Here is a 22,288-nt window from a genome sequence, read left to right on the forward strand (position 1 = left end):
CGGGGATGAGAATCCCGGACCGGGTGCCACAACTGGGTTTTGTTAGTTGGACAGACCGCGAACGCAGCGAACGGGCTGCCAGCAGGGCGAGCGAAGCGAGTCAATCCCCGCCTCACCGCCATATTTAAAGAAGAGCTCGTACGAAAGTACGGGCTTTTTTTTCGCATATTGCACAACCTGGCGGGGATGAGAATCCCGGACCGGGTTCGACAACTGGCGGCAGCCAGTTGGACAGACCGTGAACGCAGTGAGCGGGCTGCCCGCAGGGCGAGCGAAGCGAGTCAATCCCCGCCTCACCGCCATATTTTAAGAAGAGCTCGTACGAAAGTACGGGCTTTTTTTTTCGCATATTGCACAGCCTGGCGGGGATGAGAAGCCCGGACCCGGGTTCGACAACTGGCGGCAGCCAGTTGGACAGACCGTGAACGCAGTGAACGGGCTGCCCGCAGGGCGACGAGGAATTTCCCAACATAGTCTCCTGTTGCGTTCAGAAAGGATGAGGTAAGCGATACCTTGTTTTGCAAAATCATTTTTGCATTAGAGAATACCGAAATAATATTTATTATTTACCAAGGCAAAAGCTGAATATAAATGTACAAAGTGATTCAATTCTAACTATTGCGGGTAAATGGATGGGAGTATCCTTTAATAACAGCCAGCATGACTATGCTTTTCTGAAGCGAGCACAAGACAAAAGAGTTTCCGATATTGCTTTAGGAACTCTTGATACAAAAGATCCTGATGCTGATACTCACCTGCTTCTTGTTGAAGCAAAATAAATCTTAACTCTTACGAAACAGGTTGGCATTCAGGCACTCCAGACTCGCATATGTTCATGATCTACAAACAAAGACTCAAGATGTCATATCTGCGATGAATTCTACAAATTCTAAAATGGAGGATAAAGCATGAACTTAACTGAAATTTCAAAAGAAATTGAAAAATTGAAATACCATATAAGTATCCTTGGTGACATAATCGATTACCATAATCATCCTGTGGAGTCATTAACTATTTCAATGGATTGGAATGAAAAAAACATTAATCGTACACATGATATATTTGAAAAATACGATGAAAAATTAAGCAACAATGAAAAATTAAAATGGTATGAATTTGAAAACGACTTAAAAGATGAACTCGATATTGAATACCAAATGGTAAAACAAGTTATTCTTGCTTTTTACAAAAACCATCAGTGGACAGATGTTTGTTATCAATATGCGCTGAGTTTTGGCCCCAACATACCTGCCGAGTTTTACCAAATTATTCGCCACAATAACTGATTGTTTATCTGGTAGTAGGCTAAATCTATTACCAGATAAATGCTTTTGTTCATAATCATTTATTTATCAACTAATCTAATGCACAAACTGATATGGCATTGATTCGGGCGATGAGGCAGTAAATTATATACGATATTAATAATAATCTTGCGCATGCATTAATATCAATCAGTATAGTTTTCATAGTAAATCAATTTAAGGATATAATCATGTATAATACAAAGCGGATTGCCTGGCGTGCATATAAAAAAGGGTATCATACAGGGGAGAGTATAAAATGGTTTTCATATTTTCACTCAATTCTTACTGGAGCCTGCTTTACCTTTTTTATTGGGCTTTTTAGTGTACCCCCTGTTAATATCTCCAATAGTTTTCCGCTATGGTGGGCTACGTTAGGTTTCGCAATATCAACATTACTGAACACAGGCTTCTCATTATTTTACATATTCGCAAGTGACGAAAGGGAATTCATTTTTGAGCTACACTCATATAGTAAAGTCGGTAATTTATTGATTATTACTTCATTAGCACTACCAGTAATTTCATTTATCATGTTACTTTTTTATTACTCCACACATATTGGCGTAATTATTTTATTTGTCACGGCCATCATTTTATTGATAATAAAAAGAATGTTTTCAGAGATAAAATCAACAAAGGATAAAATAGAAAAGAGAAAATTATGGTCAATCGAAAATGATAAGTTTGATGATTATGATACAATATGTGAACAATATGACTTTCCAATTTTCACACCAGAAGAACAAACCCAGAGAAACATTGAGTTTTATTTCATTATAAAAATATGTAAAATCATAAAAAATTTTCAAGACAACAATCCTCAAATCGACAACATGGATAATATTGACTTTTTTAATAGCGAATTGCTCAACATTCTTCATGAAATGTATAACAGCATAAATTTCCACCCTGGAATTTTATCAAAAAAATCAAAGGAATTGATTTTATTAACCATGACTGACAACAATGAATTGAACAAGAAAAAAATCGCAGAAGAGCTGACAAAACTGAATGAATATATTGAGAACAGACTTTATTATTTAAAATAGCTATCCTGCATTGCAACTAAACCGGCTGTAGGTGGTTTTAGATAAATTTGCACTCCGGGCATAAACAGCAAAAACAAAGCCCGGTTAGCCCGGGCTCTGCGTTTGTAATACGCTTAACTATAGGCATGTAGCGTACGTTGGCAAAGTGCCGAACGTACGCAATCATTTTTGCCGAACCGGACGATCCCGACCATTTCATCTTCTTCGAAACGTTCCAGCGCATCACTTAATCCGGAGCGCACGCCGCGAGGCAGATCGCATTGCGTGATATCACCATTGACGATAACCGTTACGTTTTCCCCGAGGCGGGTTAAAAACATTTTCATTTGCGCGGCAGTCACATTCTGCGCCTCGTCAAGAATGACAACTGCATTTTCAAAGGTACGTCCACGCATATAGGCGAACGGCGCGATTTCCACCTTCCCTATTTCTGGTCGCAGGCAGTACTGCATAAAGGAAGCCCCTAAGCGCCGAACCAGCACGTCGTAGACCGGACGAAAATAGGGAGCAAACTTTTCTGCGATATCCCCAGGTAAGAAGCCAAGATCTTCATCGGCTTGCAAAACTGGACGGGTGACGATGATCCTGTCGACATCCTTATGTATCAGGGCCTCCGCCGCTTTTGCCGCACTGATCCAGGTTTTACCGCACCCGGCTTCGCCTGTAGCGAATATCAGCTGCTTACTCTCAATAGCCTTCAGATAGTGCAATTGCGCTTCATTTCGCGCCACGATTGGCGAAGTATCGCGACTGTCGCGGGCCATACCAATGGCTTCTACGCCGCTCATCTGCACAAGCGAGGTGACCGATTCTTCTTCACGCTGTTTATGGCTGCGTGAATCCCGTCTCAGCACACGTTTTGCTTCGCGACGAGCTTTGATCACTGCTTTTTGTCTTCCCATGGAGAGCACCTTGAGTTGTTTGTATTCATCACACGCGCCGTTGGCAGCGCGATTATGCGCACGAACATCAGAGGGTTGGCTTCCTTGTAAGCCATAGTTTGCTTTTGGAAATAACACCGAAAACGGCTACGCGCACCGTTCACGGCGTCGGTAACACAAGAAAAGGGAGGAAGTGAGTAAAAATACAGAGTGACGAAGTTGCTACCGGAGGAGAAATCTCCGCGTTTGGTCGAGCGTTGATTGTCAAAAACATGTCCAGTGCAGGACGTTACCATCCGCGATCTCCATAGTGACTGACTATCACTGCCGGGAACTACCGCTGTTACTTAATAAGTACAACAGTTTTCGCATTCATTGCAACAATATTTTTACTTGAATTTAACCATAAAACACCATTTCAGTGACATCACTTTCTACTGGAAAGATGACAGAGTGATGACAGTGATGAAAAAAGCTGTGTGCTTTCAGCAGGATTCGCAGTACTGGTAAAATGTGCCTCGTGTTTGCCGGATTCGGCGCGAACGCCTTACCCGACCTACAAGTGATTAATAATTTGTGCACAAAACTCATGCCCGATAAACCTGCGCATCGGGCATATTTGCGTCGTTCAAACCTGCAATAGCGCCCTTCCCAGGTAATCATTCGCGTCCTTCACCCCCGGCAACGCATAAAAATAACCGCCGCCGATAGGTTTGACGTATTCCTCCAGCGCTTCGCCATTGAGCCTTTTTTGTACTGTCAGGAAGCCCTTTTCCAGATCGTGTTGGTAGCAGACAAACAATAACCCCATATCCAGTTGCCCGGAGTTGGTGACGCCCAACGAATAACTGTAGCCACGACGCAGCATCAGACTGGATTCGCTCTCCGCCGTGCGGGGATTCGCCAGACGAATATGGCTGTCCAGCGCAATCACCTTCCCTTCCGGATCGCTGGCGTAATCCGGCACATCGTGCTCATGCTTCATCCCCAGCGGCGCACCGGTTTGCTTATCACGACCAAAAATCGTCTGCTGTTCTTTCAGCGGCGTTCTGTCCCAAAATTCCACCCGAAACTGAATCAAGCGCACCGCCTGGTAGCTGCCGCCGATAGCCCACGCAGGTTCCTGCTGATCTGCCGTGACCCACACCACTTTTTGCATCAACTTATCATTCTGGCTGTCGGGATTGGCAGTGCCGTCTTTAAAGCCCAGCAAATTTATCGGCGTCTCTTTGCCTTTACTACGCGCCGCGTGATCGGAAATAAACCCTTCCCGCTTCCAGCGCACGCTGAGCAAATCCGGCGTGTGTTTGATGATATCGCGCAGCGCATGGATCACCGTGTCCTGGGTGTTGGCGCAAATTTGTAGCAACACATCACCATGACATAACGCTGCATCCAGCGAGTCGTTGGGGAAACGCGTCATCTTCTGCAACTTTTTCGGCATCTGCGGCGCAAGCCCAAACCGTTCATCAAACAATGAGTGGCCCACCGATAACGTAATGGTGAGATTATCGGGCGCAATGTAGTCGCCAAGAATGCCAGAATCGAGTGGTGGCAGGCGCGGATTTGGCGTTTCAGGTGCCGCTCCGCCCTGAGTCAGAAAAGCAAAACGCTGAGTCAACAAGCGAAACAATCGCTCAAGATCGGCTTTATCACTGGCAAGCACATCAAACGCCACCAGCATCATTGCGGCCTGTTGTGGCGTCAGGATCCCTGCCTGATACTCACCGTAAAACGGCTGTTTCTCATTACGTGCATCCGGTGAAAGCGTACCCGGCGCACTTTGCGTTTTTTGTGCATGAGCGACCGGACAACTTCCCGCCAGCGCCAGCGCACCAATCCCTTTCAATAAACGTCGGCGTGACAGTTCATTCACGCCGTTTTCATCTTCATACTGCATAACGCTTAGTCCAGCCCCAGCACACCGCGAAGTTGCGCCAGATCTTCCGCCAGCGCAGTAATCGGCCCTTTCAGCGCGTTACGGTCGGCGTCGGTCAGCTTGTCGTAGGTTTCAAAACCGTCTTTGGTACGGTATTTCGCCAGAATGGTATCGACCTTTTTGAAGTTAGCATCGACTTTTGCCAGCAGCTCCGGGTTGGCTTTTTGCAGTTGTGGACGCAGCAGATCGACAATTTTCTGCGAGCCTTCAACGTTAGCCTGGAAGTCCCACAGATCGGTGTGGCTGTAGCGATCTTCTTCACCGCTGATTTTGCTGGCTGCCACTTCCTCAATCAGTCCGGCTGCGCCGCCGACCACTTTTGAAGGTGGGAAAGCCAGTTCACTGATGCGTTTTTGCAAATCGACCACATCGGTATAAAGCTGGTCAGCGTACGTATCCATCCCTTTGGTGGTGTTGTCGCCAAACAATGCTTTTTCCAGACGGTGGAAACCGGTGAATTTTGGATCGGCGGCTTTTTGCTCGTAATCATCTTCACGGGCGTCAATGCTGCCATCCAGATCGGAGAACAGTTCAGCAATCGGTTCGATGCGCTCATAGTGCTGACGCGTCGGCGCATACAGTGCTTTCGCTTTTTCGATATCGCCTGCTTTGATGGCGTCGGTAAAGGCTTTAGTTTCGGTCACCAGCTGCGTGGTTTCTGCCATGACATACGCTTTATATGCAGTAATTGCACCACCAAGACTTAACAGCGCATCACTTTGCGCCGCATCCGCCGTTGCCTCACCTTTAACGATCAACTTCCCTTTCGGGTTAGTGAGCAGACCGCAGGTCATATCGTATTCGCCAGGCTGTAAATTCGCCGTCATTTTCTGGCTAAAGCCAGGGGCGATATTTTCCCGCTCTTCCACTACCATTACGCCTTTAAGGATCTCCCACTCCAGCGCCTTCTGGCTGTGGTTCTGAATGATAAATTGCGTTTTCCCGGCGTTAACCGTAATGGACATCGGTTCGCACTGCTTATCCGTCACGGTCACTTTGACCTGCGGCACATCAGCGGCGTTAGCCATAAAAGCAGAAGAAAACAGCGCAGCCACGCTCAACTGCAATGCGTTACGGCGGAAGTTAATGGTCATGACGAGACTATCCCTTTAAAGTATGTTGTAACTAAGCAAGAGTTTGCGTCGTATTCGTTATGCGGAGCGAGACGCTGTCGCCCCTGCACGTGGTGGCAGAGCAAATGCCACCAGCGCCGGGATGAGATAAATAAACCAGACGGCGACTTCGCTGACGCTCGGCGCTTCCTGATAGCCAAAAATCCCTTCCATTAGCGTGCCGAATAGCGAGTGAGTTGAGAGCACCGCGCTCATATCGAAGGCGATTTCCTGAAAGTGGTTCCACAGGCCAGCTTCATGAAATGCGCGAATGGCACCAGCTGCCAGCCCTGCGGCGACGAAGAGAATAAACAGGCTGGTCCATTTGAAAAATGCGCCGAGATTAAGACGAATACCGCCCCAGTAGAGCAGGAAGCCGAGCACCACGGCAGTAGCAAGACCGAGCATTGCACCCAGCGGCGGCCAAATCCCGACATCTTGTTGAAATGCCGCCAGCAGGAAAAAGACCGACTCCAGCCCTTCCCTTGCAACAGCAAAAAAGACCATCATCACCAGCGCCCAGCCATGATGATTTCCACGCTGCAATGCGCTATCAACTGCCTGTTCCAGTTGCACTTTGACGTTGCGCGACACTTTGCGCATCCAGAAAACCATCCAGGTGAGGATCACCACAGCGATCACTGCCACGATACCTTCAAACAGTTCCTGTTCTTTTTGCGGGAATTCGCCGGTAGTTTCGTTAATGAAGATACCCAAGCCCAGGCACAACGCAGCGGCAAGCAACACGCCAATCCACATGACACCAATCCACCGGCCTCGCTGGGTACGCTTAAGATAGCTGGCAATCAAACTGACAATCAGCGCGGCTTCAAGTCCTTCGCGCAACATAATGAGAAACGGAACAAACATGCCACCACCCTTAAACGTTTTTCTGAGTCAATCTATGCAAAGAAAAGTAAATCGCAGTGATAGCGATTATCATTACGATGAAGAAAAACACAAGCGAAATGTTTATAAAATGATGTTGGAATGTAAACAAAGAGAGGTAATGCCCGGGATATAAACGATTATTCCAGGGTAGAAAGATGGGATTGTTTACAACGAGCCATGTGTTCTTGCCAGATGCCGCGTAAGCGCCTTATCCGGCAAGAACCACACAACTATTTTAATGCTGCGCAACACGCTGCTGAAGCCAAACAAAACCGCCGCAGGCTAAGTCCCTTAGCTTTCCTGCAACCGTGACGGCGGCGCCGAATGATAGTGCGCATCGGCCTCGGCAAAGCGTTTTTGCATCGCCGCTGACGGCGCTTTACCCAGCAAACTGAACACCACAATTCCAATGCTACCAAAGATAAAGCCCGGAATAATTTCGTACAGACCCAGCCAGCCGAACTGTTTCCAGACGATAACCGTCAGCGCACCGATGATCATCCCCGCCAGCGCACCGTTGCGCGTCATGCGTGACCACATCACCGAGAACAGCACCACCGGACCAAACGCCGCGCCAAAGCCTGCCCACGCGTAGCTCACTAAGCCCAGCACGCGGTTTTCCGGGTTTGCCGCCAGCGCAATCGCCACCAGCGCCACCACCAGCACCATCACACGCCCTACCCACACCAGCTCTTTCTGGCTGGCATGTTTACGCAGAAACGCTTTGTATAAATCTTCGGTAATTGCACTGGAGCACACCAGCAGCTGGCAGCTTAAGGTTGACATCACCGCCGCCAGAATCGCCGACAGCAAAATCCCGGCAATCCACGGGTTAAACAGAATTTGCGCCAGTTCGATAAACACGCGCTCGGCATTCTGATTTACCGCACCCGCCAAAGCCGGATGCTCATTAAAGTAAGCAATCCCAAAGAAGCCAACAGCCACCGCCCCTGCCAGGCAGAGGATCATCCAGGTCATACTGATACGACGCGCATGGACAATGCTGTGGTGAGAATCTGCTGCCATAAAACGCGCCAGAATGTGCGGCTGCCCGAAGTACCCCAGCCCCCAGCCCATCAGCGAGATAATGGCAACAAAGTTCAGCCCTTTGAGCATATCCACGTTTTCGATGCTCTTTTGTTTGATCACTTCCAGAGAGTCGCCAAAGCCACCGACACTGATAATGACGATAACCGGCGTCAGGATCAGGGCAAAAATCATCAGGCTGGCCTGTACAGTGTCAGTCCAGCTCACCGCGAGGAAACCGCCAATAAAGGTGTAAAGGATCGTCGCCACAGCTCCCGCCCACAGAGCCGTTTCGTAGCTCATGCCGAAGGTGCTTTCAAACAGACGCGCGCCTGCCACAATGCCCGAAGCGCAATAAATGGTGAAGAACAGCAAAATAACCAGCGCGGAGATAATGCGCAAAATGCGGCTTTTATCTTCAAAGCGCCCGGTGAAATAATCCGGCAGAGTTAAGGCGTTATTATTGTATTCGGTATGAACACGCAACCGCCCGGCCACCAGCTTCCAGTTGATCCACGCGCCTAATGTCAGGCCGATGGCGATCCAGCTTTCGGAAATCCCGGAAAGAAAGACTGCGCCCGGCAACCCCATTAACAGCCAGCCGCTCATATCCGACGCACCCGCCGATAATGCCGTCACGAATGGCCCAAGGCTACGACCGCCCAGAATATAGTCGTCAAAGTTTTTGGTTGATCGCCAGGCGATAAACCCAATCAATATCATGCCAAAGATATAGACACAAAATGTCACCAACATCGGTGTGCTAATAGCCATCTAAAGTCTCCAAAAATTATTATCGGCAATGTCGAAACTTGCCGTTATATCTGCCACCGGAACGGGGTAACAGAGTTTATGTTTTACCAGGGCGACCGTATCCTGCCGGAAGTGCTGGTTATTCACAATCGATTTAACACATCATTTACATCAAATTTTATTGCCCAGCGATACTATTTTTCATCAGGTTGCACTTCCTCACATTTTTCGCGGTTGCACCTTTCAAAAATGTTAACTGCCGCAGAGAAAAAGTCTGCATTACTTTTTTAATCCCTGTCATATCGATTTCTTTTATTAACATTTCATTCATTTTTAAGCTTGCTACGTAAGTCACATTTAACGTGGTTGCACAAAGTTGCAACATAATAGATATTTCACGATAACGTTAAGTTGCACTTTTCAGAACAACAGGAGCAATGGCATGGGAACCACCACCATGGGGGTTAAGCTGGACGACGCGACGCGTGAGCGTATTAAGTCAGCCGCGACACGTATCGATCGCACACCGCACTGGTTAATTAAGCAGGCGATTTTTTCTTATCTTGAACAACTGGAAAACAGCGATACCTTGCCGGAGCTGCCTGCGCTGCTTTCTGGCGCGGCTAATGAGAGCGATGAAGCGCCGAATCCGGCAGAGGAACCACACCAGCCTTTCCTCGACTTTGCCGAGCAAATTTTGCCGCAGTCGGTTTCCCGCGCCGCTATCACCGCGGCATATCGCCGCCCGGAAACCGAAGCGGTTTCTATGCTGCTGGAACAAGCGCGCCTGCCGCAGTCAGTTGCCGAACAGGCGCACAAACTGGCGTATCAACTGGCCGATAAACTGCGTAATCAAAAAAACGCCAGTGGTCGCGCAGGTATGGTTCAGGGGTTATTGCAGGAGTTTTCGCTGTCATCGCAGGAAGGCGTGGCGCTGATGTGTTTAGCGGAAGCGTTGTTACGTATTCCCGACAAAGCCACCCGTGATGCGTTAATTCGCGACAAAATCAGCAACGGTAACTGGCAGTCACACATTGGTCGTAGCCCGTCTTTGTTTGTTAATGCCGCCACCTGGGGGCTGCTGTTTACCGGCAAACTGGTTTCCACCCATAACGAAGCCAGCCTCTCCCGCTCGCTGAATCGCATTATCGGTAAAAGCGGTGAGCCGCTGATCCGCAAAGGTGTGGATATGGCGATGCGCCTGATGGGCGAGCAGTTCGTCACTGGCGAAACCATCGCGGAAGCGTTAGCCAATGCCCGCAAGCTGGAAGAGAAAGGTTTCCGTTACTCTTACGATATGCTGGGCGAAGCCGCGCTGACTGCCGCGGACGCGCAAGCGTATATGGTTTCCTATCAGCAGGCGATTCACGCCATTGGTAAAGCATCCAATGGTCGTGGCATCTATGAAGGTCCGGGCATTTCAATCAAACTGTCGGCGCTGCATCCGCGCTACAGCCGCGCCCAGTATGACCGGGTAATGGAAGAGCTTTACCCGCGTCTGAAATCACTCACCCTGCTGGCGCGTCAGTACGATATTGGTATCAACATTGACGCCGAAGAGGCCGATCGTCTGGAGATCTCCCTCGATCTGCTGGAAAAACTCTGTTTCGAGCCAGAACTGGCAGGCTGGAACGGTATCGGTTTTGTTATTCAAGCTTATCAAAAACGCTGCCCGCTGGTGATTGATTACCTGATTGATCTCGCGACCCGCAGCCGTCGCCGTCTGATGATTCGTCTGGTGAAAGGCGCGTACTGGGATAGTGAAATCAAGCGTGCGCAGATGGACGGCCTTGAAGGTTATCCGGTTTATACCCGCAAGGTGTATACCGACGTTTCTTATCTCGCCTGTGCGAAAAAGCTGCTGGCGGTGCCGAATTTAATCTACCCGCAGTTCGCGACGCACAACGCCCATACGCTGGCGGCGATTTATCAACTGGCGGGTCAAAACTACTACCCGGGTCAGTACGAGTTCCAGTGCCTGCACGGTATGGGCGAGCCACTGTATGAGCAGGTCACCGGGAAAGTTGCCGACGGCAAACTTAACCGTCCGTGTCGTATTTATGCTCCGGTTGGCACACATGAAACGCTGTTGGCGTATCTGGTGCGTCGCCTGCTGGAAAACGGTGCTAACACCTCGTTTGTTAACCGTATTGCCGACACCTCTTTGCCACTGGATGAACTGGTCGCCGATCCGGTCACTGCTGTAGAAAAATTGGCGCAACAGGAAGGGCAAACTGGATTACCGCATCCGAAAATTCCCCTGCCGCGCGATCTTTACGGTCACGGGCGCGACAACTCGGCAGGGCTGGATCTCGCTAACGAACACCGTCTGGCCTCGCTCTCTTCTGCCCTGCTCAATAGTGCACTGCAAAAATGGCAGGCCTTGCCAATGCTGGAACAACCGGTAGCGGCTGGTGAGATGTCGCCCGTTATTAACCCTGCGGAACCGAAAGATATTGTGGGCTATGTACGTGAAGCCACGCCGCGTGAAGTGGAACAGGCGCTGGAAAGTGCAGTTAATAACGCGCCAATTTGGTTTGCCACTCCTCCGGCTGAACGCGCGGCGATTTTGCACCGCGCTGCCGTGCTGATGGAAAGCCAGATGCAGCAACTGATTGGTATTCTGGTGCGTGAAGCCGGAAAAACCTTCAGCAACGCCATTGCCGAAGTGCGCGAAGCGGTCGATTTTCTCCACTACTACGCCGGACAGGTGCGGGATGATTTCGCTAACGAAACCCACCGTCCATTAGGGCCTGTGGTGTGTATCAGTCCGTGGAACTTCCCGCTGGCTATTTTCACCGGGCAGATTGCTGCCGCACTGGCGGCAGGTAACAGCGTACTGGCAAAACCGGCAGAACAAACTCCGCTGATTGCCGCGCAAGGGATCGCCATTTTGCTGGAAGCAGGTGTACCGCCAGGCGTGGTGCAATTGCTGCCAGGTCAGGGTGAAACCGTGGGCGCGCAACTGACGGGTGATGATCGCGTGCGCGGGGTGATGTTTACCGGTTCAACCGAAGTCGCTACGTTACTGCAACGCAATATCGCCAGCCGCCTGGACGCTCAGGGGCGCCCTATTCCGCTCATCGCTGAAACCGGCGGCATGAACGCGATGATTGTCGATTCCTCCGCCCTGACCGAACAAGTAGTAATAGATGTGCTGGCCTCGGCGTTCGACAGTGCGGGTCAGCGTTGTTCGGCACTGCGCGTGCTGTGCCTGCAAGATGAGATTGCCGACCACACGTTGAAAATGCTGCGCGGCGCAATGGCCGAGTGTCGAATGGGTAATCCTGGTCGCCTGACCACGGATATCGGTCCGGTGATTGATAGCGAAGCGAAAGGCAATATCGAGCGTCATATTCAGACCATGCGTAGCAAAGGCCGTCCGGTGTTCCAGGCGGTGCGGGAAAACAGCGAAGATGCCCGTGAATGGCAAAGCGGCACCTTTGTCGCCCCGACGCTGATCGAACTGGATGACTTTGCCGAATTGCAAAAAGAGGTCTTTGGTCCGGTGCTGCATGTGGTGCGTTATAACCGTAACCAGCTGCCGGAGCTGATCGAGCAGATTAACGCTTCCGGCTATGGCCTGACGCTTGGCGTCCATACGCGTATTGATGAAACCATCGCCCAGGTCACTGGCTCGGCCCATGTCGGCAACTTGTACGTTAACCGTAATATGGTTGGCGCGGTGGTTGGGGTGCAACCGTTCGGCGGCGAAGGGTTGTCCGGCACCGGGCCGAAAGCTGGCGGTCCGCTCTATCTCTACCGTCTGCTGGCGAATCGCCCGGAAAGTGCGCTGGCGGTGACGCTCGCCCGTCAGGATGCAGAGTATCCTGTCGATGCGCAGTTGAAAGCCGCATTGACTCAGCCGCTGAATGCACTGCGGGAATGGGCGGCAAACCGTCCGGAATTGCAGGCGTTATGTACGCAATATGGCGAGCTGGCGCAGGCAGGAACACAACGATTGCTGCCAGGGCCGACGGGTGAACGCAACACCTGGACGCTGCTGCCCCGTGAGCGCGTATTGTGTATCGCGGATGATGAACAGGATGCGCTGACTCAGCTTGCCGCCGTGCTGGCGGTGGGCAGCCAGGTGCTGTGGCCGGATGACGCGCTGCATCGTCAGTTAGTGAAGGCATTGCCATCGGCAGTCAGCGAACGTATTCAACTGGCGAAAGCGGAAAATATAACCGCTCAACCGTTTGATGCGGTGATCTTCCATGGTGATTCGGATCAGCTTCGCGCATTGTGTGAAGCGGTTGCCGCGCGGGATGGCGCAATTGTTTCGGTGCAGGGTTTTGCCCGTGGCGAAAGCAATATCCTGCTGGAACGGCTGTATATCGAACGTTCGCTGAGTGTGAATACCGCTGCTGCCGGGGGTAACGCCAGTTTAATGACGATCGGTTAAACAGGTAGCCGGAGGATGTTGCAACCTCCTCCGGCATCATTAACGTGGTCGAATCCCCTCAATAATAATCCGCTGCACGTTTTCAACCGTTTGATTGAAAAACACCTCATCGCGCAACGTCGCGCCTGTCACCGCCTCCACCTGAGGGGCAAAATCGGCGTAATGTTGAGTGGAAGCCCAGATCATAAAAATCAAATGCTGCGGGTCAATCGGCGCGAGTTTGCCACTCTTGACCCAGCCTGCAATCAGCGCTGATTTCTCATCAATTAACGCCTTCAAATCGCCCGTCAGTTCATCCATTAACAGCGGCGCACCTGCCAGCATCTCCATACAGAACAGGCGCGAAGCCTGCGGATAATCGCGGGAGACTTCCAGCTTCAGACGAATGTACTCTTTGATCGCCGCCAGCGGGGCGAAATCTTCACGAAACGCCTTTAACGGCGCCAACCAGATATCGAGAATTTGCCGCAGCACGGCAATATACAGTGCCTCTTTCGACGGGAAGTAATACAGCAGATTGGTTTTAGAAACGCCCGCCAACTCTGCAATTTGCTCCAGCCTTGTGCCGTGAAAACCGAATTGCGAAAAAGTGTCCAGTGCCGCGCTAAGAATCGCTTTTTTCTTCGCGCTCACTGCGCGCGAACGTTTACCCGTTGTTTTCACTGCGCCTTGCGTCATGCGCTCTCCCCTCTTGTAGATTAGCAACAGGATAGCAAAACCCCCGTCTGGCCTCGACCTTCTGCACTCTCATCGCGCACGAACGCATGTTTTATGTGCAACTGTTTTGACCGTTTAGTCCACTTTTTACCAGTCATTTCCAACAACTAAACATCAACACATTAATAACATTGAATTTTTAAAAACTGGCATCCGCTTTGCAAACAAGCCATTACGCGGCTGAAAAGGATATGCAGGATGCAGCGCCCCGTCTGACTTTCACGTTATTGTTTTTCTTTATTACCGGCGGACGCGTCCCCAGTTATCTCGGTTCCAGCGCGGCTTTTGTTGGCGTGGTGATCGCCGCGACGGGCTTTAACGGTCAGGGCATTAACCCGAATATCAGCATCGCGTTGGGCGGTTTTACGTTGGGAGGGATCGGTACAGCAACTTTTGGCGCGATTTTACTCAATGCGTTGTTAAGCAGAAAGTTGGTTGACGTTCCACCGCCAGAAGTTGTTCATCAGGAGCCATAAACAGAAAACCGCCGGGATTACCCGGCGGTGCAGATTGTTGACAACGTACGCATTGTTCATGCCGGATGCGGCGTAAACGCCTTATCCTGCCTACAAAACAGTGCAAATTCAATATATTGCAATCTTCTGGTAGGCCTGATAAGCATCGCGCATCAGGCAAGCTTACATTTGTCATCAGTATCAACCGCCGGGTAACCGGCGGTGGTGGCTTTTTGACGAGCTACAGTCAAAAATGCATTCGTCATTGATTAGCCCGGCTAGTTGTCGCTTTTGCCGTGACTGCTCTTCCCACCTTTTTTACCTGCTTCAGATGCGCGCTGCGGGTCATTCTTGAAATTACCCCCGCTGTGCTGTCCACCTTTTTTACCTGCTTCTGATGCTCTTTCGCGGTCTTCTGCAAAATTACCTGAACCGCCTCGATGGTTTGCCATTACTGACCTCCGTCTTGATGTAGACATCATATTGCATTGCATAAGATTAACGCGGCGTATGGCGGTGCCATATTTTCGCTACGTGGGACTAAGCTTAGTGAACTGACGCGGGTGGACCCGCGTTTGGTAATATCCTGCAACAGGTTCTGAGCGAGAATAGATATCATTTCCAATAATTATCCATAAGCCTCTCTTATGATTAAAAAAACGCTATGGGATAAAAATGTATCATTTTGCGACAAATTTACGCGCTTGTGAAAGTTGTTATAAATCAAATAAGTGGTTGTGAAATTTGCACTCTGAAAAGGACGTCTTATCTTTAAAAGAGTGGTAGCGAATCGCTACGGAATAGAGATAACACGAGGAGTGGTTAGAAATGGCTAAAGTTCTGGTGCTTTATTATTCCATGTACGGACATATCGAAACGATGGCGCGCGCAGTCGCTGAAGGCGCAAGCAAAGTCGATGGCGCAGAAGTTGTTGTTAAGCGTGTACCGGAAACCATGCAGCCGCAATTATTCGAAAAAGCAGGCGGTAAAACGCAAACTGCACCCGTTGCAACTCCGCAAGAACTGGCCGATTACGACGCCATTATTTTTGGTACGCCAACCCGCTTTGGCAATATGTCCGGGCAAATGCGTACCTTCCTCGACCAGACTGGCGGCCTGTGGGCTTCTGGCGCATTGTACGGAAAACTGGCGAGCGTCTTTAGCTCTACCGGCACCGGCGGCGGTCAGGAACAAACCATCACATCCACCTGGACGACACTTGCGCACCACGGCATGGTGATTGTCCCTATTGGCTACGCAGCGCAGGAACTTTTTGACGTCTCGCAGGTTCGCGGCGGAACGCCGTACGGCGCAACCACCATTGCAGGCGGTGACGGTTCACGCCAACCCAGCCAGGAAGAGTTGTCTATCGCACGTTATCAGGGGGAATATGTCGCTGGTCTGGCAGTTAAACTTAACGGCTAATCTTCAACAGGAGGATACGCATGCCAACTCAAGAAGCGAAAGCTCATCACGTGGGTGAATGGGCATCTCTGCGCAATACGTCGCCGGAAATAGCCGAGGCCATTTTCGAAGTCGCCGGGTACGACGAAAAAATGGCGGAAAAGATTTGGGAAGAAGGTAGCGATGAAGTGTTAGTCAAAGCCTTTGCTAAGACCGATAAAGATTCGCTTTTTTGGGGCGAACAGACCATCGAACGTAAAAACGTTTAATCAGTAACTCCCCCGCGTCTCGCGGGGGAGCTTTCAAATTGTAGACAACGTGCGCTTTGTTCATGCCGGATGCGGCGTGAACGCCTTATCCGGCCTACGCGATCGTGCAAATTCGATATAGTGCAATTCTCGGGTAGGCCTGATAAGCGTAGCGCATCAGGCAATCTCACGTTTGTCATCAATCTCATATTCCCCCGCTTCTCGCGGGGGAGCTTTCAAATTGTTGACAACGTGCGCTTTGTTCATGCCGGATGCGGCGTGAACGCCTTATCCGGCCTACGCGATCGTGCAAATTCGATATAGTGCAATTCTCGGGTAGGCCTGATAAGCGTAGCGCATCAGGCAATCTCACGTTTGTCATCAGTCTCATATTCCCCGCTTCTCGCGGGGGAGCTTTCTGTTATTTCACCGCTTCATTCAACACGCTATCAAACTTATCCATCGGGCAAAAACCGTTGGCATCTATCGGGCAGCCGGTAAGTTCAAGCGTCACGCGTTGAGCCGGAGCCTGCAACGTTAACGCGTCGGCATTACGCAACTGTTCCGAACTCTGGTACACATACTCGATTTTCATCAGGTCGCGGTTGGCTTTGCTGTCATGCCAACGCTGGAAAACGATTTTGCCGCCAATCGGCGTGCGTTCGTTCTGGTCATGCAGTTGATACGGTTTGAAATCCAGCGCCGTTAACAGAGAGGCAATGTTTGAGTCGTGCCCAACCAGCACTGTGATTTTCGGCGCACTGGCACGATCGGTAACCAGGGCTTTGTCGATATAACTGACCAGCGGTTTCGCGACATTGCGCGCCACTTCCGGTGAAGTAAACAGGCTATCCTGGTAACCGTTTTTCAGCTTCGACAACATTTTCCATTGTTGATCTGATTTGATCTCCCCCCAGGCCACCTGATCCATCGGGAAACCTTCGTAGTATTGCAGGGTGAACGCATCTACCAGCGAGTTGCCCACTTTTAGCGGCCCGGAAACGCCTGGTTCTTGTTGATACTTCGCGCTAAAGGTATTTTTGCCATCCACCAGCGAACACTGCTGTTTCTCTTTACAGGCAGGGGAATCTTTATAGTTAACGATTTTTTCCAGTAGCTGATAGCTGTCCGTTAGTTGTAGTTTGCTGAACTCTTTCTCCATTGCCGCCACCGCCTGCTCACTGAATGCGGCGGAATCATCGGTGATTACCGGATTAAAGGTGGGGTCCATGGTGCCCATTTTTTCCTGGTGGTGGACCGGAATGTCACACCCAGGGAATGCGCCAGTAATAAAGAATTGTGCGGTAGCGACGGTACGTTGCAGGCTGTTGGCATAGACATAAACGGTGTCAGGCGGCGGGCATTCCCCCGAATTCACCATCCCCTGCTCCGCCAGCCACTCACGCATGTAATGGCCCATATACACTTCCAGCACGCCGCCTTTGGTCGTGAGTTGTCCACCAGGAACATCCCACTCCGGCCATTTATTCGGCGTCGACTGCTCAAGCACACTGCCATTATTTGCCAATGGCGCACGTAAATTATGACGGCTCATGAGTAGCACTTGCTGTAGCTGATAGCCTTCCGGCATGGTCTGTGCCTGAGTATTCGAAGAGAGTAAAACCATTCCAGCCACGGCCGCAGCAATTAGCGTTTTTTTCATTCCCATCACCTCTTTAGTTATCAATCAATTAAGAGTGTGACAGAAATATGGCATTTTTCCGGGAACAGGTTCGCAATTTAGCAGATGACGAGGCGGGAAACCGTCAGGCGATAACGGACAGTAGTCGCGCTATCGCCTGGTTTGTATCGTTAAACTAATACCTGAAACAGCAAGGCAAAAAGAATGATATTGGCAATGACAATGGCCCAACCGTTATAAAGCATATATTTCAGGTGAGTAGATTGTGCCAGCCCCATTTGACCGAACATATCCGATGAAGGGAAAGGCCCAAACCAGTCCACTTGCGATGAGGCTAATAATACTGCCGTTGTACCCTGTGGCGGCACTCCCGCAGCCATCAACATCGGACCAAATATTTTATGCGTGAAGGTCATCTGAGCAACAGCAGCACCTGGCACATGACCGATAATGTTAAAGGCAAAAATACAGAAGCAAAGCCATGCCGGAGATATCCCGGTTAACAGTGGTTGTGTGTATTCGAGCAATCCCTGATACGCCTGCAGGCTATCCATAAGCTCCAGAATCGGGTTATACAGCCAGTAGAGCAGAAACATCCACACCAGTCTGCCACAGCCTTTATACAGCGCTTGCAGGATCCCGGTTGGGCTTAATCCCCCCACCAGCCCGGTGATCAACGCCACCAACAGCATAACGATAATGGCAAAACTAAAACCTGCTTTTATCACTACGCCAATAACCGCCATCACAATAATGGTTGCAGCAAATGCCAGGGCGCTGAGTTTGCGACGACGATCGCGGGCAGGATCCTCTTCTTCCTGAGTTTTCTCTGAGAGATCCACTTCGTAGTGTAATTTTCCTTCCGTCATCTTCTGAATTCGCCCGGCCATTATCCAGCCAGCAAATAACGTCACGGCGCTCATTGGCAGCCCGACGTACATCAGGTATTGCGGATAAGTCAGGCCGCCGAGTTGTAAAATCGTCACGGTACTGGGAGTAAATGGCCCGGTAAACAATCCCACTGACCCCGCCGTCATCATCAGTGCAGCCACTGTAGGCGGTGTCAGCCGTACTGCCGCCGCCACGGGAATAATCACCGCAACAATAATGGCATTACCGCCTGCCATAGTACCCAGCGCGCCACAGATAAGAATGGATGAGACAACGATGCCAAATTTGACCCGTGTCTGGCTGGAAAGCCCGATACGATGCACCACAAATTTGACCAGTTCAACGGCGGCTCCGGTACGTGTTGCCACTTCACCTACGCCTGCGCCAAGCATAATGATCAAACCAACAGTGGCGATAAACGATCCCGTCGATTTTGCCAGCATGGCACCCATTTCAGGTAAGCCGGTGGAAGTCATTATCATCGCAATAATAATCGATGAAATAACCGCCAGAACAATATCGACGCCTATCAACGAGAGCACCGCTAACGCCACCAGTGGTGTAAAACCAAGCAGTCCGAGTTCATTACCTGGACGCCCCTGGCACCAGAACGCTATCAGTAAAAATGCAATCAATAACAAACCAATAATGACATTCTTTTTGGTGATATTTTGTCTGGTTAGTAAACCACCAGCGAGCATTGAGTCACTCATATAACTCCTTAACCCCATCGAATCGACTTTCAATATCAGCCGATGTATTTGGACAGCTCAGAAAATATCCCCCCTCGTTATTATTGTTAGCAAAATGCACTGAGGGTTTGTCCGGGTACTACAGGTATTATTCTGAGTTCGTAATTAACCCCTTTAGGTGGGCAAATAACGCTTTGTTACCAGAACAGGCGTTACAGATTAAATTTATGTTAACTTGGTGTTACCATGAAATGACTTTTTATCTATCGTCTATAACTCTGGGTTAACTCTTAATGAAACTGCGCCACCTGGAAATCTTCTATGCTGTGATGACATGCGGGACACTTTCACGGGCAGCGGAATCGCTGAATATTTCCCAACCGGCCGCCAGTAAAGCGTTAAAAAACGCTGAGCAAAAACTCGGTTTTCAGCTCTTTCAGCGAGTTCGTGGCAAGCTTCTTCCAACCAGCGAAGCGATCACACTTTTTGAAAAAGCGCAGTCGATTTATCACGAACTCGACAACCTGCGACTGCTGGCCGATAACCTGACGCGAGATCCGCGAGCCAGAATAGCCCTGGGATGCCTGCCAAGCCTGGGATTAAGTCTGGTGCCGGAAATAGTCACGGCGTTTTACCAGCAGAATGCGAATCTGGTCATGACACTGACGACAGAGCACACTGAAACGTTGGTTAAAAAGCTTGATCTGCGTGAGATTGATCTGGCCCTGACGCTACAGCCGATTCAACAGGGGGAAATTATGACGACGCTGATAGCCGAAGTTCCGCTGGTTTATATCGACCGGGACTATCGCCAGGGCGCAGTAGAAATAGACAAGATTGACCAACAACGCTGGATTTCTCCCGGCCCTCATTCCCTTTCCGATGCAATAGCTAAACGACGTGATTTTTTGACAACGCGCCTGAATGTCCAGACCTATTACATGGCCACGGAATTTGTAAAACGCGGAATGGGATGCAGTATTACCGATATTTTCTCTGCCCGTCATAACCTCCCGGCAGAGACGATTCACCCCATCGAACCCCCAATGAAAATTGATCTTTGTTTGCTACGCCGTGCCGACGTTTCACTTAGCCCTATTACACAAAAATTTGTCGATTTCCTTTGTCAGCAATTACGTCTCCAGCTGCGAGCCATTAACCTTGAGTTATACCCTGAAAATAAAAAGTCAATTGCTCCTCAGGCCTAAATGCTTTGACATAACCCCAACGCATTTATTAGCGGTGGATATCTCAGGTGATGAAAAAACGCATTGTAATTATTGGCGGCGGGGTAATTGGTCTGGCAACAGCATGGGTGCTGGTAAAACAGGGCCATCAGGTACAATTGTTAGAACGCAACAGTCAGGCAGGTATCGCCACCAGTTTCGCTAATGGTGGGCAACTCAGTTATCTCTACGTTGCTCCTCTGGCGGATAAAGGCGTACCGATGCAGGGGCTTAAATGGATGGGGAAAAGCAACTCTCCCCTGAATATGCGTTTGCGCATGTCATTTAGCCAGTGGCGCTGGTTGCTGGAATTTTTATTGGCCTGCAATAGCCGGACAAATAAACTCAATGGCGACCATATTTTACGCTTATCACTGTTAAGCCGTCAGGTCATGGAAGAGTGGCTGCTGGAAGATAATCTTGATGATTTTCACTGGCGCCGTTCTGGCAAACTGATTATTCATCGCCGCCCGCAAGATTTAGCCAAAGCGGCAAAAGGCATTAATCCGCAATTTCAACAGGCTTTATCACGCGAAGAGTGCGTTCATCTTGAACCAGCACTAAAACATATTGGTCATTCATTGTGTGGCGGTATTTACTCTCCCGGCGATGAAACGGCGGACTGCTATAAGTTCTGCCAGGCATTACTTGCCAAACTTAATGCCAGCGCAAATTTTTCGCTACAAACCGATTGTGAAGTTTTGCAGTTGAATAAAAAAGGCGAGCGCATTGACTCCCTTACCACCAGTACAGGAACGCTGGTTGCGGATGATTATGTCGTTGCCGCGGGTAATGGTAGTAAGCATTTACTTGCCGAAACCGGGACTCACGTACCGATCTGCGGTCTTAAAGGTTACAGTCTGACACTTCCCTTCCCACAAGAAATGGGGATCGCACCGCAAATCAGTGTCACCGACTACGGTCATAAAATTGTCTATGCCCGACTCGGTGAGCGGTTGCGTATCGCCGCTATGGTCGATATTGGCTATGACGGAAATGAATTGCGCCCTGAACGAATCAATGCCTTAAAGCAGATCGTAGCTAACAGTTTTCCGCAACTGCAAGGCATCGATGATGCCGAATTATGGACAGGTATGCGTCCATCCACCCCTGCGGGTCCGCCACTATTAGGACGGGCGAAGTATCAAAATCTGTGGATGAATCTTGGTCAGGGCAGTCTGGGTTTTACGCTGGCGGCAGGTAGTGCCGTAGTGTTAGGCGCGCTGCTGTCGGGCGAAGATCCCGCAATTTCCCTTGATGGACTGACATGGAGCCAATCAGCTTGAATATCAAACGTAATAACCCACAACCTCGTCTTGCCACCAGTGTGGAATATGGCAATCTTGTATTTCTCTCCGGTCAGACACCGAAGAGCAATACTCCTGACATCGCGCAACAAACGCGCGAAGTGCTGGAGAAAATCGACGCATTACTTGCTGAAGCGGGCAGTGATAAATTTCATCTCTTGTCCGCTCAGGTATGGCTGAAAGATATCAGCCGCGATTTTGCCGATTTCAACGACGTATGGGTTAGCTGGCTGCCAGAAGGACATAGCCCTGCTCGCGCTACCGTACAGGCTGAGATGGCCCGCCCGGAGATTCTGGTTGAAGTGATGGTCACTGCGGTAAAAGCAGGATAATTCACCATTTT

Annotated in this window: 19 protein-coding genes and 1 pseudogene; 10 read left to right on the forward strand and 10 right to left on the reverse strand. The window is 50.0% G+C overall.

Translation table 11 applies throughout. From position 1 onward, the window contains the following. Positions 1-518: 518 nt before the first annotated feature. From FEK42_RS13680 to FEK42_RS13690, 3 genes are all read left to right on the forward strand, one after another. On the forward strand, positions 519-779 hold the full coding sequence (locus FEK42_RS13680; RefSeq protein WP_135492186.1) for a hypothetical protein: 261 nt from the start codon (positions 519-521) through the stop codon (positions 777-779). Positions 780-908: 129 nt separating this feature from the next. Next, positions 909-1,286 carry a DUF1878 family protein gene (locus FEK42_RS13685; protein WP_130205450.1) on the forward strand — a complete coding sequence of 126 codons (378 nt, stop codon included), beginning with the start codon at positions 909-911 and terminating at the stop codon, positions 1,284-1,286. Positions 1,287-1,495: 209 nt separating this feature from the next. Further along, positions 1,496-2,356 carry a hypothetical protein gene (locus tag FEK42_RS13690; RefSeq protein WP_138211862.1) on the forward strand — a complete coding sequence of 287 codons (861 nt, stop codon included), beginning with the start codon at positions 1,496-1,498 and terminating at the stop codon, positions 2,354-2,356. Positions 2,357-2,469: 113 nt separating this feature from the next. Here FEK42_RS13690 and phoH read toward each other — a convergent pair whose 3' ends face one another. The 6 genes from phoH to FEK42_RS13720 all read right to left on the reverse strand — a co-directional run bounded on the left by phoH (position 2,470) and on the right by FEK42_RS13720 (position 9,343). Then, complete coding sequence (gene phoH, locus FEK42_RS13695; RefSeq protein ID WP_167850467.1) at positions 2,470-3,258, reverse strand: phosphate starvation-inducible protein PhoH; 789 nt, start codon at positions 3,256-3,258, stop codon at positions 2,470-2,472. Between the two features lie 607 nt (positions 3,259-3,865). Beyond that, complete coding sequence (gene efeB / locus FEK42_RS13700) at positions 3,866-5,137, reverse strand: iron uptake transporter deferrochelatase/peroxidase subunit (protein WP_135492180.1); 1,272 nt, start codon at positions 5,135-5,137, stop codon at positions 3,866-3,868. Between the two features lie 5 nt (positions 5,138-5,142). After that, entirely contained in the window at positions 5,143-6,270 is a 1,128-nt protein-coding gene (gene efeO / locus FEK42_RS13705; RefSeq protein ID WP_135492178.1) for an iron uptake system protein EfeO, read from the reverse strand. 57 nt (positions 6,271-6,327) lie between these two features. Beyond that, a complete protein-coding gene (gene efeU, locus FEK42_RS13710; RefSeq protein WP_000497942.1) occupies positions 6,328-7,158 on the reverse strand; it encodes an iron uptake transporter permease EfeU in 831 nt (276 codons plus the stop codon). A gap of 312 nt (positions 7,159-7,470) precedes the next feature. Beyond that, on the reverse strand, positions 7,471-8,979 hold the full coding sequence (putP, locus tag FEK42_RS13715; protein ID WP_135493712.1) for a sodium/proline symporter PutP: 1,509 nt from the start codon (positions 8,977-8,979) through the stop codon (positions 7,471-7,473). Between the two features lie 157 nt (positions 8,980-9,136). Next, positions 9,137-9,343, reverse strand: a complete 207-nt coding sequence (locus FEK42_RS13720; RefSeq protein WP_138183638.1) for a hypothetical protein — start codon at positions 9,341-9,343, stop codon at positions 9,137-9,139. 57 nt (positions 9,344-9,400) lie between these two features. Here FEK42_RS13720 and putA point away from each other — a divergent pair, with 57 nt between their 5' ends. Continuing rightward, positions 9,401-13,363, forward strand: coding sequence for a trifunctional transcriptional regulator/proline dehydrogenase/L-glutamate gamma-semialdehyde dehydrogenase (putA, locus tag FEK42_RS13725; RefSeq protein ID WP_130260813.1), 3,963 nt, complete (start codon positions 9,401-9,403; stop codon positions 13,361-13,363). A 39-nt stretch (positions 13,364-13,402) separates the two neighbouring features. On the opposite strand, the gene rutR is transcribed toward putA, so the two are convergent. Then, on the reverse strand, positions 13,403-14,041 hold the full coding sequence (gene rutR / locus FEK42_RS13730) for an HTH-type transcriptional regulator RutR (RefSeq protein WP_000191701.1): 639 nt from the start codon (positions 14,039-14,041) through the stop codon (positions 13,403-13,405). Positions 14,042-14,301: 260 nt separating this feature from the next. On the opposite strand from rutR, the pseudogene FEK42_RS23040 reads away from it, so the two are divergent. Next, positions 14,302-14,556: pseudogene (locus FEK42_RS23040) on the forward strand (solute carrier family 23 protein); the annotation flags it as partial. 257 nt (positions 14,557-14,813) lie between these two features. Here the strand turns inward: FEK42_RS23040 and FEK42_RS13740 are convergent. Continuing rightward, complete coding sequence (locus FEK42_RS13740) at positions 14,814-14,987, reverse strand: general stress protein (RefSeq protein ID WP_001273658.1); 174 nt, start codon at positions 14,985-14,987, stop codon at positions 14,814-14,816. A gap of 376 nt (positions 14,988-15,363) precedes the next feature. Between FEK42_RS13740 and wrbA the strand changes: the two genes are divergently transcribed. Both wrbA and FEK42_RS13750 read left to right on the forward strand, forming a co-directional pair. Then, positions 15,364-15,960: an NAD(P)H:quinone oxidoreductase gene (gene wrbA, locus FEK42_RS13745; RefSeq protein WP_001151442.1), complete on the forward strand. Its 597-nt coding sequence runs from the start codon at positions 15,364-15,366 to the stop codon at positions 15,958-15,960. A gap of 20 nt (positions 15,961-15,980) precedes the next feature. Continuing rightward, entirely contained in the window at positions 15,981-16,208 is a 228-nt protein-coding gene (locus FEK42_RS13750) for a YccJ family protein (protein ID WP_001143120.1), read from the forward strand. 400 nt (positions 16,209-16,608) lie between these two features. Here the strand turns inward: FEK42_RS13750 and agp are convergent, their stop codons facing one another. Together agp and FEK42_RS13760 are read right to left on the reverse strand one after the other, a co-directional pair. Then, a complete protein-coding gene (agp, locus tag FEK42_RS13755; RefSeq protein ID WP_135492176.1) occupies positions 16,609-17,850 on the reverse strand; it encodes a bifunctional glucose-1-phosphatase/inositol phosphatase in 1,242 nt (413 codons plus the stop codon). A 149-nt stretch (positions 17,851-17,999) separates the two neighbouring features. Continuing rightward, complete coding sequence (locus FEK42_RS13760; protein WP_130205434.1) at positions 18,000-19,433, reverse strand: gluconate:proton symporter; 1,434 nt, start codon at positions 19,431-19,433, stop codon at positions 18,000-18,002. A gap of 272 nt (positions 19,434-19,705) precedes the next feature. Here FEK42_RS13760 and FEK42_RS13765 point away from each other — a divergent pair, with 272 nt between their 5' ends. Genes FEK42_RS13765 through FEK42_RS13775 form a run of 3 tightly spaced genes read left to right on the forward strand, consistent with a single transcriptional unit; the run spans position 19,706 to position 22,277 of the window. Further along, a complete protein-coding gene (locus tag FEK42_RS13765; RefSeq protein ID WP_135492174.1) occupies positions 19,706-20,620 on the forward strand; it encodes a LysR family transcriptional regulator in 915 nt (304 codons plus the stop codon). Positions 20,621-20,670: 50 nt separating this feature from the next. Then, positions 20,671-21,924 (forward strand): D-amino acid dehydrogenase, encoded by a 1,254-nt coding sequence (locus FEK42_RS13770; RefSeq protein WP_138211863.1) that lies wholly within the window; start codon positions 20,671-20,673, stop codon positions 21,922-21,924. After that, positions 21,921-22,277 carry a RidA family protein gene (locus FEK42_RS13775; RefSeq protein WP_135492172.1) on the forward strand — a complete coding sequence of 119 codons (357 nt, stop codon included), beginning with the start codon at positions 21,921-21,923 and terminating at the stop codon, positions 22,275-22,277. Before FEK42_RS13770 ends, FEK42_RS13775 begins: the two co-directional genes overlap by 4 nt. Positions 22,278-22,288 lie beyond the last annotated feature (11 nt).

This window comes from Escherichia sp. E2748 (genome assembly GCF_005781125.1).
In the GTDB taxonomy this organism is placed as follows: Bacteria; Pseudomonadota; Gammaproteobacteria; order Enterobacterales; family Enterobacteriaceae; genus Escherichia.

Bases quoted from the DNA above. Each gene is read 5' to 3' on its own strand.
- agp (WP_135492176.1), bottom strand. From the start codon at position 17,850: ATGAAAAAAACGCTAATTGCTGCGGCCGTGGCTGGAATGGTTTTACTC.
- FEK42_RS13690 (WP_138211862.1), top strand. From the start codon at position 1,496: ATGTATAATACAAAGCGGATTGCCTGGCGTGCATATAAAAAAGGGTAT.
- FEK42_RS13770 (WP_138211863.1), top strand. From the start codon at position 20,671: ATGAAAAAACGCATTGTAATTATTGGCGGCGGGGTAATTGGTCTGGCA.
- putA (WP_130260813.1), top strand. From the start codon at position 9,401: ATGGGAACCACCACCATGGGGGTTAAGCTGGACGACGCGACGCGTGAG.
- efeO (WP_135492178.1), bottom strand. From the start codon at position 6,270: ATGACCATTAACTTCCGCCGTAACGCATTGCAGTTGAGCGTGGCTGCG.
- rutR (WP_000191701.1), bottom strand. From the start codon at position 14,041: ATGACGCAAGGCGCAGTGAAAACAACGGGTAAACGTTCGCGCGCAGTG.
- FEK42_RS13765 (WP_135492174.1), top strand. From the start codon at position 19,706: ATGAAACTGCGCCACCTGGAAATCTTCTATGCTGTGATGACATGCGGG.
- FEK42_RS13685 (WP_130205450.1), top strand. From the start codon at position 909: ATGAACTTAACTGAAATTTCAAAAGAAATTGAAAAATTGAAATACCAT.
- FEK42_RS13740 (WP_001273658.1), bottom strand. From the start codon at position 14,987: ATGGCAAACCATCGAGGCGGTTCAGGTAATTTTGCAGAAGACCGCGAA.
- efeU (WP_000497942.1), bottom strand. From the start codon at position 7,158: ATGTTTGTTCCGTTTCTCATTATGTTGCGCGAAGGACTTGAAGCCGCG.
- efeB (WP_135492180.1), bottom strand. From the start codon at position 5,137: ATGCAGTATGAAGATGAAAACGGCGTGAATGAACTGTCACGCCGACGT.
- FEK42_RS13760 (WP_130205434.1), bottom strand. From the start codon at position 19,433: ATGAGTGACTCAATGCTCGCTGGTGGTTTACTAACCAGACAAAATATC.
- phoH (WP_167850467.1), bottom strand. From the start codon at position 3,258: ATGGGAAGACAAAAAGCAGTGATCAAAGCTCGTCGCGAAGCAAAACGT.
- FEK42_RS13720 (WP_138183638.1), bottom strand. From the start codon at position 9,343: ATGTTGCAACTTTGTGCAACCACGTTAAATGTGACTTACGTAGCAAGC.
- putP (WP_135493712.1), bottom strand. From the start codon at position 8,979: ATGGCTATTAGCACACCGATGTTGGTGACATTTTGTGTCTATATCTTT.
- FEK42_RS13750 (WP_001143120.1), top strand. From the start codon at position 15,981: ATGCCAACTCAAGAAGCGAAAGCTCATCACGTGGGTGAATGGGCATCT.
- wrbA (WP_001151442.1), top strand. From the start codon at position 15,364: ATGGCTAAAGTTCTGGTGCTTTATTATTCCATGTACGGACATATCGAA.